At 51.6% G+C, this 13,283-nt stretch carries 16 protein-coding genes; 13 read left to right on the top strand and 3 right to left on the bottom strand.

Features of this window, described 5'->3' with window-relative positions; genetic code table 11:
• The first annotated feature begins 2 nt into the window (after positions 1 to 2).
• The 4 genes from HJG54_RS07525 (at position 3) to HJG54_RS07510 (ending at position 2,232) form a co-directional block, all read left to right on the top strand.
• Positions 3 to 455: a hypothetical protein gene (locus HJG54_RS07525; protein WP_316434249.1), complete on the top strand. Its 453-nt coding sequence runs from the start codon at positions 3 to 5 to the stop codon at positions 453 to 455.
• A gap of 470 nt (positions 456 to 925) precedes the next feature.
• A complete protein-coding gene (locus HJG54_RS07520) occupies positions 926 to 1,333 on the top strand; it encodes a DUF1071 domain-containing protein (RefSeq protein WP_316434248.1) in 408 nt (135 codons plus the stop codon).
• Between the two features lie 33 nt (positions 1,334 to 1,366).
• On the top strand, positions 1,367 to 1,633 hold the full coding sequence (locus tag HJG54_RS07515; RefSeq protein WP_316434247.1) for a hypothetical protein: 267 nt from the start codon (positions 1,367 to 1,369) through the stop codon (positions 1,631 to 1,633).
• 8 nt (positions 1,634 to 1,641) lie between these two features.
• Positions 1,642 to 2,232, top strand: coding sequence for a hypothetical protein (locus HJG54_RS07510; protein WP_316434245.1), 591 nt, complete (start codon positions 1,642 to 1,644; stop codon positions 2,230 to 2,232).
• Positions 2,233 to 2,375: 143 nt separating this feature from the next.
• Here the strand turns inward: HJG54_RS07510 and HJG54_RS07505 are convergent, their stop codons facing one another.
• Entirely contained in the window at positions 2,376 to 2,675 is a 300-nt protein-coding gene (locus HJG54_RS07505; protein ID WP_316434244.1) for a helix-turn-helix domain-containing protein, read from the bottom strand.
• 152 nt (positions 2,676 to 2,827) lie between these two features.
• Between HJG54_RS07505 and HJG54_RS07500 the strand changes: the two genes are divergently transcribed.
• The 6 genes from HJG54_RS07500 to HJG54_RS07475 all read left to right on the top strand — a co-directional run bounded on the left by HJG54_RS07500 (position 2,828) and on the right by HJG54_RS07475 (position 5,012).
• The gene (locus tag HJG54_RS07500; protein ID WP_316434243.1) at positions 2,828 to 3,097 is read left to right on the top strand and encodes a hypothetical protein; all 270 of its coding nucleotides are present in this window, start codon (positions 2,828 to 2,830) and stop codon (positions 3,095 to 3,097) included.
• A 138-nt stretch (positions 3,098 to 3,235) separates the two neighbouring features.
• Positions 3,236 to 3,520, top strand: a complete 285-nt coding sequence (locus HJG54_RS07495; RefSeq protein WP_316434242.1) for a MarR family transcriptional regulator — start codon at positions 3,236 to 3,238, stop codon at positions 3,518 to 3,520.
• Between the two features lie 245 nt (positions 3,521 to 3,765).
• Entirely contained in the window at positions 3,766 to 4,050 is a 285-nt protein-coding gene (locus HJG54_RS07490) for a hypothetical protein (RefSeq protein ID WP_316434241.1), read from the top strand.
• Complete coding sequence (locus HJG54_RS07485) at positions 4,047 to 4,223, top strand: hypothetical protein (RefSeq protein ID WP_316434238.1); 177 nt, start codon at positions 4,047 to 4,049, stop codon at positions 4,221 to 4,223. Before HJG54_RS07490 ends, HJG54_RS07485 begins: the two co-directional genes overlap by 4 nt.
• Positions 4,224 to 4,234: 11 nt before the next feature.
• The gene (locus HJG54_RS07480) at positions 4,235 to 4,558 is read left to right on the top strand and encodes a hypothetical protein (protein WP_316434237.1); all 324 of its coding nucleotides are present in this window, start codon (positions 4,235 to 4,237) and stop codon (positions 4,556 to 4,558) included.
• 202 nt (positions 4,559 to 4,760) lie between these two features.
• On the top strand, positions 4,761 to 5,012 hold the full coding sequence (locus HJG54_RS07475; RefSeq protein ID WP_316434236.1) for a hypothetical protein: 252 nt from the start codon (positions 4,761 to 4,763) through the stop codon (positions 5,010 to 5,012).
• 204 nt (positions 5,013 to 5,216) lie between these two features.
• On the opposite strand, the gene HJG54_RS07470 is transcribed toward HJG54_RS07475, so the two are convergent.
• Complete coding sequence (locus HJG54_RS07470; protein WP_316434235.1) at positions 5,217 to 6,137, bottom strand: hypothetical protein; 921 nt, start codon at positions 6,135 to 6,137, stop codon at positions 5,217 to 5,219.
• A 1,073-nt stretch (positions 6,138 to 7,210) separates the two neighbouring features.
• Here HJG54_RS07470 and HJG54_RS07465 point away from each other — a divergent pair.
• Both HJG54_RS07465 and HJG54_RS07460 read left to right on the top strand, forming a co-directional pair.
• Positions 7,211 to 8,626, top strand: coding sequence for a hypothetical protein (locus HJG54_RS07465; protein WP_316434234.1), 1,416 nt, complete (start codon positions 7,211 to 7,213; stop codon positions 8,624 to 8,626).
• Positions 8,627 to 8,932: 306 nt separating this feature from the next.
• On the top strand, positions 8,933 to 10,252 hold the full coding sequence (locus HJG54_RS07460; protein ID WP_316434233.1) for an HhoA/HhoB/HtrA family serine endopeptidase: 1,320 nt from the start codon (positions 8,933 to 8,935) through the stop codon (positions 10,250 to 10,252).
• 80 nt (positions 10,253 to 10,332) lie between these two features.
• On the opposite strand, the gene thrB is transcribed toward HJG54_RS07460, so the two are convergent.
• Positions 10,333 to 11,256 carry a homoserine kinase gene (gene thrB / locus HJG54_RS07455; protein WP_316434232.1) on the bottom strand — a complete coding sequence of 308 codons (924 nt, stop codon included), beginning with the start codon at positions 11,254 to 11,256 and terminating at the stop codon, positions 10,333 to 10,335.
• Positions 11,257 to 11,557: 301 nt separating this feature from the next.
• Between thrB and HJG54_RS07450 the strand changes: the two genes are divergently transcribed.
• Complete coding sequence (locus HJG54_RS07450) at positions 11,558 to 12,913, top strand: DUF58 domain-containing protein (RefSeq protein ID WP_316434231.1); 1,356 nt, start codon at positions 11,558 to 11,560, stop codon at positions 12,911 to 12,913.
• The last annotated feature ends 370 nt before the right edge of the window (positions 12,914 to 13,283 follow it).

Here is a 13,283-nt window from a genome sequence, read left to right as displayed (position 1 = left end):
GCATGGTCACCTCCCTAAATTTGGTCTATTCCGCCGCCGCTGTTCGTCGCATGTTAGCCACTACATTTCCTGTCGTGCGAATTGAAAAGTGGTGGAAAGTTTGCCTAGTTGTGTTCAAAGGGCGTCGTGCTTGTTTTATGTCCCGGCAAGCTTTTCTAAAACACTTTGTAGAGTGGCGTAAAGCTCAAGCCCGTGCCTTGCAGGTTACACAGCAGCTTCAAGCCCCAAACAAATTCACCGTCCGGAATGAAACAAAGAATTATAGCTATATCGTGCAAGCTACGCCAAGCGGTTTGTTTTGCGAATGCGAAGATTATCACAACCAGCTCCAGTTTCTCAGTAAAGGCTGTTGTAAACACGGCTACTCGGTCCTAAGCTATTTAGGCTTTAGCTCCCTGCAACATTATCTAGCGGCCCTCGGCAGCGGTGGCTATCTCAGATCCCAAACTGGCTAAACGAAAAAGAGTGTTGGCTTCCGGTGAGTCAGCCGAACCGCGTTTTGAGTGTTGGCTTCCGGTGAGTCAGCCGAACCGAAGGTTGAGTTAGAAGCAATCACTCAACACTCAACACTCAACACTCAACATTCAACACTCAACATTCAAAACTGAACGCTATCTCGACGGTTCCACTGATGCCGGCTTCGGGCAGCTCCCACGCCGCCAAGACACCGCCTACCTGAGGGGATGGCTCGACACAATCCGCCGCTTACCCACTGATGCCAACGGCGAAATCATCTACTACAAACCCCAACAGCACTTTGCATTCGGCATCGTAGACAGCCCCGATGATCCCGACTGTAACTGTCCATTCTAAAAACGCAGGGATTCTTCGACTTACACCAGGAGAATCCCCCTAACAAACAAATCAATAGGCTACAGAAAACGACCTGTAAACTCAAACAAACAAATTAATAAGCTACAGAAAAATGAACGACTCGAAACTAACTCCACCCACACAACCAGGACAATGGACCATCACACAAATTGAATACGCTCTGTCCCGGCCACTACCCAAAGAACTACTCTCGACTCGCAAACAAGGCAACAAGGAAATTATTTACATCCCCTGGTACGAAGCAAACCGGATTTTGAGTAAATATGCCCCTGGCTGGCATTGGTCGATTGACTCAATCCACAGCACCGACAGCAAACTATTTCTCCACGGAACCCTCACCATTCCCACCTCTGAGGGCATCGTGGCCCGAAGCGCCACTGGAACCGAAGACCTCAACTGCGGCAGCTACGGCGACCCATCGAGCAATGCGGAATCAATGGCATTCAGAAGAGCCGCCGCCCGATTTGGATTAGGCTCATACCTCTACGACAAAGACTAAGCTACTATGCTATCTGTAGATTTAATCGAAGCTATGGATAGCAGAGCAAAGGCCAGCCACATCATTGATACGATCATCTCCCAGGCTCAGACCGTCTGGGGCGATCGTTATCTGATCGAACTGGTCAGGGCCTACTGCGAAATCGAATCCACCGAAACCGGCAAAGCCATTAAACCCGTGCAACGCCGCAGCCAGCTCGTCCGAATTCTCAACGAAAAAACCTGCGAACTCACCACCTTAATGCGGCTGCTCACCTCAGTCGGCATCGAACTCGAACTCTACATTCGGAAAAAACTGTAAGTTTTCTTATGAAAATCCTCACTAAACCCCGCTACACCTTCAGCGATTACTTCGACCTCCCCTACAGCAGCCAAGAAATCCTCAGCGAACTCGGCTACCACTACGAACAAACCCCACTCAACCTACCCAAACAACCCATCCACGCCCCCGACCTAGAACGCCAGCTCCAAAAAAACCTAAAGCGCACCAGCCTCCCCAACGAATCCAGCCGGCGAGAAAGCCTCGTCTACCCCATCCTGATCGAAGTCTGCGACCACCTCGAACTCGATCTAAGAATCGAATACCCCATCCAAGTCTCCGATCAATTCAGCGGCCTCGTAGACTACTACATCAAAGGCACCCACACCCTACTCGTCGTCGAAGCCAAACAAGCCGATCTAACCCGCGGCTTCACCCAACTCGCCACCGAAATGATCGGATTCAGCCAGTGGGCCAACCTCCCCCAACTCTACGGAGCCGTCACCACCGGAAACATCTGGGTATTCGGCACCCTCAACCAAACCCGCATCAGCGAAGACACCCAAATCTACACCCTCTTCGACGACCTCAACACCATCCTAGAAATCCTCACCGGAATCCTCAGCCTAGAACAGTTTTGAGTTGAGTTTTGAGTTTTGAGTTTTGAGTTTTGAGTTTTGAGTGTTGGCTTCCGGTGAGTCAGCCGAACCGAGTTTTGAGTTTTGAGTGTTGAGTTAGAACAGGCTGCGCCAACAACTCAAAACTCAAAACTCAACACTGAGAATTATCCCTCCTCCTCACTCAACTGGGGAGGATATTTGGCTTCGGCCGTGAGCCTCTGCCGAACGGTCACCGGCAACGGCAGGTGATCCGCCTCTCGTTGCTGAAGCACCAGCAGCAGCATGTATTCCCGTGCTTCCAATGGCAACGCCTCTAGAATTCGCTCCACTGAATCGATTCGCAAATTCTCCCCATTCCTGAACTTACTGATCTGGGTGGGCGTGAGTCCAGCCTTAGCCGCTAGATCAGCTCCCTTGATGTCAAACCTAAACAAGGTTTCCCGGAATGCCTCGGAAAATCGCATCGAGAGTTACATAATCCGTTAACTAATCACAGCTTACAGAAATTCATAACAACATCTTGAAACCTGGAATCACACGATCGTATTATTTTTATTACGTTCGTTAAATTTGTTATCCGAACGGAAATCTTATAACAGGAAAAATTTTAACTGCCATGAACCCCATCCTGACCGCTAAAGACATCCGCCACGCTAGAGCGATCGACCTAGCCCGACTCACCGGCATCGACGCGAGCAACTTCGCTGCCTGGAGCAATCACCGCCACATCAGCAAACGCAACCTAGGCATCATTGCCACCGCGCTCGGCATGGAGAAATCCGAAGTCCTCCGAGGGTTCGAGCTGCGACGACACGACAACCGCACCGCGCAAACCGTCGCCGCCAAACTCGCTCGTGCAACGTCTCCGCAGGAGCAGCCCTCATGACGGCCTGATGGTTCTCCGATTTTTCTGAGCTGTGCTCAGTACCGGGCGGAGCACGATGGTTCACGTCCGCAGAACCGTAAAAATGCCCCAATCGACGGCAATCGAGCGGGGCAATCCAAACAAAATCTTCGTAACCCGATGATGTCAGACGCCCAACACCAACCGGATGCAGACACCAACCTGCATTACAGACTAACGCATGCCGAATGGCTATCCAACTGCAAACAACTCAAATACGCCGAGCTAACCCTGCTTTACTATCTGCGAACCCTCAACCCCTTCGCCGATCGCCCACTTGACCTAAAAATCGTAGACGTAGCCCAGACCACCGGACTCAGCAAAGGCACCGTCTCAAAATCACTGCGATCCCTAAAAAACAAAGGCTTCATCGACCTGGAACTGACCGGGTCAGAGTTCGCCTGAAACCAGTTTCTCAGAGGAAACAAGTTTCCTACAGGAAACCTGAGTTGCCCACAGGAAACTTCGAGGTCGCACAGAAAACATCCGAATCCTGTCGGAAACCTGAGTTGCCCACAGGAAACAATCGACGCTCGAAATCCAGACACAGTAAGGCTTCTACAGCTCCTCATACTATTCATACTGATCAAACGGATCAAACGCTCTCACTCCCCCCACCCCCCACCCCAGAGCGAGAGCTACTCGATTTCGTGATCCAGACATTGAACGGCAACGGCCACATCCGCAACCCCAGAGCCTACGCCCTCAAAATCCTGGAACACGACAAACAGCACTGGGAAGACGCCTTCTCGCAATGGCAGCAACGAGCCGCACAGACCCCAATTCCGCCGCCATCCCCAGACCAAAATTTTGACGAACGCAAAAGTTTGATTGGACTGCTGCAACTCAAACAGCAACAAGGACAGCCAATCAGCCTCGCCCTCAAAAAACGCGCCGCCCAACTTGGCATCAACTTAGAGGACCCTCACCCATGACCACCATCTCCATCACCGCCGAAATCCCAGAACCGCTATACAAACTCGCCACCCAAACCGTGAAAGACTGCCCGCACCTCAGCCATGACCGACTCATAGCAGAAGCAATCACCCTCTATATCAGACTCCAGCAGCAGGGTAAATCAGAGGCCCAAGCCGATGGAATTATTTGACACCGCTGCCTATGTGCAGGAGCACCCACGCGACTTACCCCCAGAACCGGCTTCCACCCCCACCCCGTGAGCCAACCAAGCAACGGCGACACTCACCCAAAGGCAAAGCCTCAGGCTGGATTGAAGAGAGGCTGGGTAACCTGAAGCGACAAAACCCCAGCACCAGCTATTACTACTGCTGGCAGCAGGGCACCAACCGAGGCAAACAGTATATCCCAGTCCGCAAACTAGCAGCCGTGCAGCAGATGATTGATCAGCGCTGTTCTATGGGGGATATTCTCGCAGTGCTAGCCAAAGACTCAAACACACCGATAGGAAGTCAAGGAAATCGATGAGGACAAGCACCCTCCAGGGGCAGTAGCCGCAAAATTCCGCAATGACCTGCACCCACCCGATACAGCTTCCCCGGTCTAGATGCCGGCTACTATCCAGACTGTCAGAAAACCATCAACGCAGGAACACCTATCTACAACCAACGGATGAACCTATGCCCAAAACAGCTACCATTCTCCTACGGAGACGCTACGCAAATAGACCATGAGCAAGAAGACCGCCCCCAAACCTAAACCCCTTCCGAGTAATGCTGAACTCGTGACCGTTGACGAGGCAGCACGGATGCTCGGACGCGGCTACTCCCGCCGCAGCATCTTTCGCCGAATCAAATCGGGTGAGTGGCAAGAGGGGATTCACTGGATCGACGATCGCCGCCAAGACTCCGATCGACGCATCATCAAAATCAACCTCACCGCGGTCCAGGAGCTTCGCGGAACGCCAGCCGCTTTCAGATGAACCCCATCAAAATCACGATCGTGCTCCGCACGGCTCGGAGAGCCATCACCGTTCCAGAAGGACAAGACCCACTGCCCCTCCGGGGCCAGAAAAATCAGCCATGAGGCGAGGCCATTGCAAACCTCATCAAAGCCGTCACCCCTAGTGAGCAGTGGGAAGAAGTTGCCGCAGAACTCAAGGCGCAGGTCAACGCCCAGATGCATCCTACATCACCGGAGGCAAAGGACGACCAACCCGATTAATCAGCGCATCATACGCCCGACGATAGGTGGCCCGATCGATCCATGCCCTGTAAGTATTGATGTGAATCTGCACCGAATGACCCATCAAACCGGCCGCCAAATCAGGAGGCAAACTGAACTCAAAGCAGCGACGCGCATAACAGTGGCGCAGGTCATAAGCATGGAAGGGAATCCCACGCCGCCGAAACGCATCTGATACATTCGTTCCCAGCACCGCGTTACTGTGAACTCTCTGAAAGTTGGGCAGCTTCACTTTATCTAACTCCCATGCCTCAGCCCATTCAGGATAGAGTGGGTAAACAATCCGGCCACCCGTTTTAGTCATGTCCCCAACTTCGAGAACAGGGAACTCCGACATCTCTATATGAAACGCCTCATGCGGACGCAGCCCATAGCAGGCAATCACCCCCAGCACCCAACGCCACGCCTCGTTACTCACAGAATCCCTCGCCGCCACAATCGCCGCATCTGAAGGCAGAAATCGCGGATTCACACGCCTAGGAGAATAGGAACCAATCAGATTCGAGAAGTCTGCCTGAAACCCCGCAAACTTCGCCAACGCCGAACACACCTGCACCGCCCGCTTTCTCTGCCGCGAATCTGGCTGTATGTCATTGATGACGTTCAAGAGCAGTTCTGGGGATAGCACCTCATCAGCAGGCAACTTGTTGAAGATGACTCGATAATCAGTTCGCCACGTTGTTTCGGATTGCTGATTCCTCTCCCGCCGATTCCAATAATCAACCTCAAAACGGCGAATCCATTCTGCTGATAGAATTCCAGATTTTGATTCAAATTCATTATCAGACCAGCTCGACCAACTGAAGCGACCTAGATTTAGCTCAGCTCCCAGTAGCCGCGCCTGCTTCTCTGCATGTTGCACTCCGCCCCCATTCAAAATTCAATGATAGAGAGTGATAGTAGAGGGAGTGCAACACGCTGCCTGCCGCGAGCAGGTCGTTTGTGTTGGATGCCCACGCGAAGCCCAGGAGCTGAACAAGAATTGGGCTGATTCACCTATGCAGTCGTTTGGCTGCAGCCAACTTCAGCAGACAGACTTGAAAGATTAACGTAATAATTGATACGAAAACTTCAGTGTTTGCTCTGCGGCAATACGGAAGTTAGATTTTACAGCCACTAGAGCTAGAAGCCTGTCTTTCATGGTGCTCTGACAGATAGTTTGACAGAGCCTGATAGCAAACATTGGACTGATTAGAAGCAGTTAGAATGCCTCCATGTAAGGCTGAGCAGCACAGTTGTCTTGGTCGTTGCTAGCAAAACTGGTCCCCGTAAGGTCTAGTTAAATCATCAAGTTGAGCGACTTTAAACGATGATGCAGGAATTAAGAGACTGTAAACTTTAGGTATTAAAAGTGACACAAAAGTTAGAGTTAGAGTACTTTGAGTTCATACCCGCATTAGGCATGATGAGTCCCCCTGCACGTATGACCGAATCCATGACTTTACTCAGATTTTGCTCAGAGTCGAGCGTACCCCTATGCCGCATTATCCTTTTCCCCCAGTTTTTCACGATAGCAACCTTAGTCTGTAGAGAGACTCGGCTTCAGACTTGCTTCTGTGGCCTATAGATTGCTTGGCTCACTGAGTTCTTGCCATAGAGGCCCAGCTCGATCTGGCGTAACGAACCTAGGTGCAATTCACTATTGATCAGGATTGAACTAGTACGCACCAAAGCCTGAATGCAAGCCATTTCAGCCCTGCACTCAGGACCATAGCGCCAACAAGTTCACCAGAACTGTTGAAACCCTGAAGAATTTGCGTATCGTTCCGTCATCCAGTCCATAATTGCTACCAGATATCCACTGAGGCCCCTGGCTCAGTCGATGCTCCTGTGATGTTCCCTTCCAGACGATTCCATTCTTGCCCTTGGCCCCGATCCAGAACTTGAGATCAGGCCGTATCTCTCGCCTGCTGCGTTATGAGTGTGAATGCCATTATGTTCGGAGACAAATTGGGAGACAAATTGGGAGACAAATTGACAGCCAATCAGTCACTCCAACCATTCGGAAAGCTGAATCAGTCTCGACGTAATGTTCCTAAAGCTCAAGAAGCCATCTATGAGTTTCTGTTGGAGATTGTTAAAAATTGGGCGCCCGATGATGTCTTAAAGGAATTCAAGCATCTATTTATCCATCATTCTGATACCGTCGGATCGAGCACACTGCCCTATTTATATGAAATCGTGTTTGCCAATCAGGAGCACGAGTTTCGCAATACTTTAAAGCGCTGCTGCTATATTCTCATCAACAATTGGGATTTAACTCGCAACCATGAAGCAATTCAAAAGCTGGTGCAATTATTTTCGGATCCAATCCTCTACAAATACACCATTTCACCAACTCTGAAACGTCTGCGAGAGTGGCTAAGAAACTTCATTGCTAGCGCCGATTTTCAAGAGCTTAAACTCTTTGCTGCTCGCTATGAAGACCGAGGAAAAATTCATTGGAGTCAGCGCTATACATCCTATTTGCTAGTTCCTCAATATATCAACTTAGAAAATCCGCTGGAGCAGCGACAAGCCGCTAGAAATCTATCTAAGAAACTCAAGGAGCAATTTAAATTTGAGCTGGCAATGTACACAGCTCTATCGGAAAGTGCCGCACCAAGAGAGCAACCGCCACAAAATCCAACCAGCTTGGGGGATGAAGTGGTTCGTTTAATTAAACGGATTGTTGCAAAACGAGGATTTTTTAGCTATCCCAATATTGCCCATATCTTTCTCAACCAGACTAAGAATTTAACCTATCGATCGTTTAAGCAAAGCTTGTTGGAGTATCTAATTTTTTCAGTGGAGCAGGACGAATTTGCTGTCATTCTAAAAGCACAGCTCTCTGAAAAATTAAGTACGCTCTACACGGATCACGATGATAAAGCGGTGACTAGTGCTTTGATTTTACGAACCGCAAACCGAATCTTGGAATACCTAACCACTGAAAATCATCAAGAGCCGTCTGCCCTATTTGTGCTTTTGCTTTCGCAGGGCAATTCGCTGACGCTGGTGATTGTTTTGCTGAAAATTATCCTGATTTGCCGCTATGCCCGTACCCACTTGGAAGCTCGCATCGCTGACTTAATTCGCTATTACTCTAGTTACTCGGAAGAAGAGTGCCAGTGGGTGGTCAATTTCTTCGAAATGTTCCGGATTGTGACGGCCATCTATACTGAGAATATTGAGTACAATCTAGTCAATATGAATGAGTCTTGTTCCCGACAAGAGCTAGCAGCGGACACAGAGGTTTATCGTATTTTTTCGCAGTTGAAGCGGCGCGGCCTAGAGCTAGAACCTGATATTTTGGAAATGAAAACGGTAGAAGCTTCACTGGAGGCAGCAAAACCTTTAGAAGAAGTTTAGAAGAAGTGCCTTCTAGCGATTCGGGTTTGGCCGCTAGCTAGGCCAAACCCTTGGGCAGAACTGAGTGTAGAACTGAGCGCAAGGCTGAACACAAGACTGAGCCAGAAATCATGCCCGCGCAATCCAACTGCCACACTCGCGTCATACGGCCACTCTAGAGTAGGAATCATCAATCCAGTCGAGCTTTCAACCTATCTTTTCTTTAGCTCTTTAGCGCCCTGATCCGGATTGCTCAACGCTGTCTAAGAACTGTTTAGGAAATATCAACTTGAGCAACTCATTTCCCCCTTTGGCAGGTATTTTTCTATGACCATTGATCATCACAACGCAGATAATTATCCTCAATCCAATCAACCTCGTTCTGGTTCTAAATCCCTCAGTCGCGGATTTGCTCGCTTCGCACGCACCAACTTGGGCCGGTCTTTAGGACTAGTTTTTGTAGGGGCCGGAATCGCAACGGCTGGTTCCTACTTGGCTTGGCATCCCAATACGGCTCGCTCGTCCCAAACGGCAACACCCGTTTCAGCTACTGCTCCTCAGACGACTGCCGCTGCTCCGACGGGCCGAGTTGCTCCCCTAGCTGCCGCCACCAATCCCAACTTTATTACCAACGTGGTGAAGCAGGTGGGGCCTGCGGTGGTGCGAATCGACGCTTCCCGTACCGTGAGCTCCAGCCGCCAATTGCCAGAACGCTTCAACGATCCGTTTTTCCGCGACTTTTTTGGTCAGGGTTTTCCACAGGAATCCCAGCCCTCTGAGCGGGTTGAGCAAGGGATCGGTTCTGGTTTCATCGTCAGCCAAGATGGGCGGATCATCACCAACTCCCATGTCGTCGCTGGGGCAGATACGGTTGAGGTGACGCTGAAGGATGGTCGCAAACTGCAGGGCCAAGTGCTTGGGGTTGATCCGGTGACGGATGTAGCGGTTGTGAAAATCGACGCCAACAACTTACCGACCGTTCCCCTCAGCGACTCAGACCAAATTCAGCCGGGAGAATGGGCGATCGCGATTGGCAACCCCCTCGGTCTCGACAATACAGTCACGGTTGGGATTATCAGTGCTACGGGTCGTTCCAGCGGCGATGCCGGAATTCCTGACAAGCGGGTCGATTTCATCCAGACTGACGCAGCTATCAACCCTGGTAATTCTGGTGGTCCCTTGCTGAACGAGCAGGGAGAAGTGATCGGGATGAATACTGCGATTCGAGCGGATGCTCAAGGGATTGGCTTTGCCATTCCGATGAATACCGTACAGCGGATTGCTGACCAGCTCGTCACCAAAGGTAAGGCCGAACATGCTTATTTGGGCGTGCAGATGGCAACCTTGACTCCAGAAGTCAAGCGAGAGCTAAACAACAACCCGAATGCAGGCTTCACCGTTAGCGACGAGCAGGGCGTACTGGTCATCCGAGTCAGGGAAGGTTCCCCCGCCGAACGGGCCGGCATTCGATCTGGCGATGTGGTAAAACGGGTCAACGGTCAGGATGTAGCGACCGCAGACGACCTGCAAAATATCGTTGAAGCCACCCAGGTAGGTAGCACGCTGCAAATTGATCTGAAACGCGACGGGCGCGATCAAACTATTGCGGTGCAGGCAGGAGCCTATCCAGTTGAAGATCAACAGTAGGCCGTAGAGGAGCCATACAGTAGGCCGTCAAATAGTCCGTCAAGTAGGCACGGAGAGACAGAGAGAAAAGAAAACGCCCCCTAGGCTGCTACCACGGTTCCTTGGGTGTCAATTGGGAGGATATAGGCATCAGCAGTGATACCTACATCTTCCCAAGCTTTTTTCATAGCTGTTTGGACGGCTGCAGCTGCAGCGGCATTGGTCAGGGCCAAGAGAGTGGGTCCAGCTCCACTAATCACCATGCCATAGGCCCCAGCCTCAAGGGCGGCTATCTGTACCGCTTCGTATCCTGGAATTAAGGACTGCCGATAGGGTTGATGAATGCGGTCCTGGAGGGCTGTCGCTAGCCAATCCGGTTCTGCTGTTTGTAAACCCCGTAACAGCAAGCCCAGATGGGCCGCATTGAAAATGGCATCGCGGCGGTCGTAGGTGGAAGGCAGGACGCGGCGAGCTTCAGCCGTTGAAAGTTCAAAATTAGGCACGGCTACCACCGGCACTACCTCTGGATGCCAAGGCACTTCGCATATTGCCCAGCTAGCGTCAGCCCGAGAGGCCGCCAAGCGACAACCCCCACTCAGGGCTGGAACTACATTATCTGGATGCCCTTCTAGCTCGATCGCCATTGCCATCAACTCGGCTTCCTCTAGCGGTGAACCGGCCAGCACATTGGCCCCCGCAATTCCTGCCACAATCGCCGTGGCTGAACTGCCCAACCCCCTAGCCAGTGGGATTTCCAGCCCAATCGATAAATGCACGGGCGGCACGGGCTGCCCAATTTTCTGGTAGTAGTGCTGAAACGCTTGATAAGCCAAATTACTCGCATCGGTTTTGACTCGCTCTGCTTCCAGACCCGTCACTTCGATCTGCAACACCTCATCTGTTGCGGTTTCGGAATAGAGCGGCTGAAACTCAAACCGGTTGTAAAGCGACAGGGCGGCACCAAGGCAATCAAAGCCGGGACCCAAGTTGGCGGTGGTGGCAGGGACGGTGATGGTTACGGGCATAGGGATGAGGGATGGGAGATGGGAGATGGGGGGTTGCAGAATGAAGTAGGTCAACCGGGGGATTTGTCAAACCCGTAGCGCGAACTTCTGGTCCGCCCGCAGGCTGGATGTCTATGGTTACGTTTGTTTTGCCTATTTACTCAGCAGGATCAGTTTACTCGACAGGTGGCCTGGATTGGTATGACCTGACCGAGTCTTGCTGGAATCGATAGAGACAAGTCGGCAGCAGGCAGGGTAAAACTGGTGGGTATGGATGCTTCGTTCAAGCCTGGCCGTCAGGCCTAGATGCTGTCAGAGCTAGATGTCATCTCAGATCATGCGTTCTGGTCTCGCCATGTTTCCTTCTCGCCGCGTTTATCTGCTGCTGCTGTCAGGTACCGTTATTGGCCTAGTGGTTGCCATTGTTGGTACTATCACTGGTTCTGGATGGCTTGGATTTGCGATTTTGCTCATGCTCATTTGGGATGGTTTGATTTTGCTGCTCGCCCTGATTGACGGTTGGCGAGTTAAATCTGATCGAGTCCAGCTAGAACGATTGCCGATTGGCCGCCTCTCGATTGGCCGCCACAATTCGATTTACCTGAAGCTGCATGCGAATCGTCCGGCAGTGCTACAGATTCGCGACTACTACCCGCCGGTTTTTACAGCCATGCCTGAGGTTCTGCATGTTCGTGTACCGGCAAATCGTGACGAGGAGCTGACCTACACTGTGTTTCCCAGTCAGCGCGGCGAGTATAACTGGGGCATGATCCAACTGCGGCAGCTCGGAGCTTGGGGATTAGCATGGCATCAGTGGTCGGTAGCACAAGCAGAGGCGGTTGCAGTCTATCCCGATCTGATTGGCCTGCGGTCGCTTTCGATTCGGCTGACGCTACAATCCACCGGTAACCTGAAGCGGGCACAGCGGTTGGGGATGGGAACAGAGTTTGCCGAACTGCGGGAATATAGCGTCGGGGATGATCCACGCTTGATTGATTGGAAGGCGACCGCACGGCGCAGTCGGTTGCTGCTGCGGGTTCTAGAACCAGAACATGAGCAGACACTGATTATTTTGCTGGATAGCGGACGGCTGATGACGGCTCAGGTTCAAGGGTTGGCCCGATTTGATTGGGGAATGAACGCCGTTTTGGCTTTGGCTTTGGCTGGGCTGCACCGAGGCGATCGGGTGGGAGTGGGGGTGTTTGACCGGCAGCTTCACACTTGGGTGCCGCCAGAGCGGGGACAAAACCAGCTCAACAAGCTGATTGACCGGCTGACACCTCTACAGCCAACCCTGCGGGAGCCAGATTACCTAGGCGCGGTTACGACTGTCACCCAGCAGCAAACCCGCCGTGCTCTAGTTGTTTTGCTCACCGATTTGGTAGATAAGACTGCCTCTGCGGAATTGCTGTCGGCAATGGCCCGACTGAGTCCGCGCTATCTGCCCTTCTGCGTCACGCTGCGCGATCCCCAGATCGATACCCAGGCCAACCACCTGACTCAAGACATTTCTAGCAGCTATGCCCGCGCGGTGGCTCTCGATCTGTTAACCCAGCGGCAGGTGGCGTTCGGCACCCTGAAGCAAAAAGGCGTCTTGGTTTTGGATGCGCCAGCCAATCAAATCAGCGAGCAGTTGGTCGATCGCTATCTTCAGCTCAAAGCCCGCAATCGGCTTTAGGTGGTTTGTGGTTTTTGTTGGTGAGTTGGACAGTACTCAAGAGCCAGCAGCTATCCAATCGCTTGTGTTACCTGGGCTTAGGAGTGGGAGTTCTTAGCGTAGTGCCACCTCTAGGAATAATTGTGTTGTTGTTGAGTATGGTGTGGTCGTTGTGGATAGGGCAAGTGTTGTTGAAGGAAGGGGCAATGGGCTAACAATAAGCCCTTGTATATTGAGAGCAATCGGCGCAAGCTGATAGCAGAACCTAACGGTGAATCTGGATATGCCCTTACGTGGATATGCCCTTACGCGGCGAATGCTGAAACTTAGATTTTAGATCCCGAATTGGTTTTGCAACTGCCTGATGCCCAGACAAGCTGAACCAGTATCA

The sequence above is a fragment of the Leptolyngbya sp. NK1-12 genome (genome assembly GCF_032598965.1).
In the GTDB taxonomy this organism is placed as follows: domain Bacteria; phylum Cyanobacteriota; class Cyanobacteriia; order Elainellales; family Elainellaceae; genus Elainella.
Note: the sequence above shows the minus strand (reverse complement) of the source record. Positions and strands in the feature narration are given on the sequence as shown.